General features: G+C 67.9%; 1 pseudogene. It reads right to left on the bottom strand.

Annotation, left to right across the window (positions count from 1 at the left end):
• Positions 1–756, bottom strand: a pseudogene (locus LPJGGPFB_RS32855) (hypothetical protein); the annotation flags it as partial.
• Positions 757–1,012: the final 256 nt, after the last annotated feature.

The following is a 1,012-nucleotide window of genomic DNA, read 5'->3' as shown; positions in this document are numbered from 1 at the left end:
GCCGTTGGCAAGAATGTTGCGGCCGGTGACCACCGGCAGCCGGTTGGCGCGGGTGGCGCCGTCATCGTCATCGTCGTCGTCATCGCCACCGTTGTTGCCGCCGCCGTTGTTGCCGCCGTTGTTGTTTCCCCCGTTATTGCCGCCCCCGTTATTGCCGCCATTGTTGCCGCCATTGCCATCGTCATCATCGTCATCGCCGCCATTGTCACCGCCGCCATTGCCATCGTCGTCATCCTTGCGGCCGCCTGATGACGGCAGGTTGCCGAAGGAAGACAGCCGCGGGAAGTTGAAGCTCCCCAGGCCATTGTCGTTGGCCGAGCGGGTCGACTGCTGGAACGGCCGGTCGTCGACAAAGCCGGTATCGGGACGGCCGTCGTCGAAGGACAGCCGCACCGAGGCGCGCAGTCGTCCGGTGACGGTTGGAACCGTGCCGGTCGTCAGCGCGAAGTCGGCCATCAGCTCGCGGAAGTAATCGGCGACATCGTTGACGACATCGAGCGCACCGGCGAGATCCGGGCCGGTCTGCTGTTCGGGTTCCGGCGCCATCGCCTCGCCGTCGCCAAGAGGCCGATGCGCCGGCGCATTGCCGCCGGCCTCGTCACGGCCGGCAAACACCGAGCCGAGACCGCCCAGAAACAAGGCCGACAACAGCATGCGGCCACGCTTGCGCTCCGGCTTGTCGGCGATCTCGTAACGGTTCATCGGCGCGACCGCCTGCTGGCTGTCGGGTCGGTTCAGGATGAGCTTCTCGTCCATGACATCCTCCTCGGCCGGTGCTGGCTCCTGTTGCGGAGCGCGTCTTGCGCCTTGGCCTCGTGTCGCTCGCGCGGCGTCTGACGGGATCCGCCGCCCGAAGGCAGCGCTCCCCTGGGATCGGCGTGCCGGCTATTCCGCCGGCACCCGTTGTGGCTGACCCATGCCGGGATCGGCCCTGCCGGCCGCATCGGCCCTGCCGGTGGCATCCGCCCTGCGGTTCTTCTCCACCACCAGCGGCCGCATCTTCTGCGACGGC

It is taken from the genome of Ensifer adhaerens, from assembly GCF_013283195.1.
Classification (GTDB): Bacteria; Pseudomonadota; Alphaproteobacteria; order Rhizobiales; family Rhizobiaceae; genus Ensifer; species Ensifer adhaerens_G.
The sequence above is the reverse complement of the archived record's forward strand: the minus strand, read 5'-3'. Positions and strand labels throughout refer to the sequence as shown.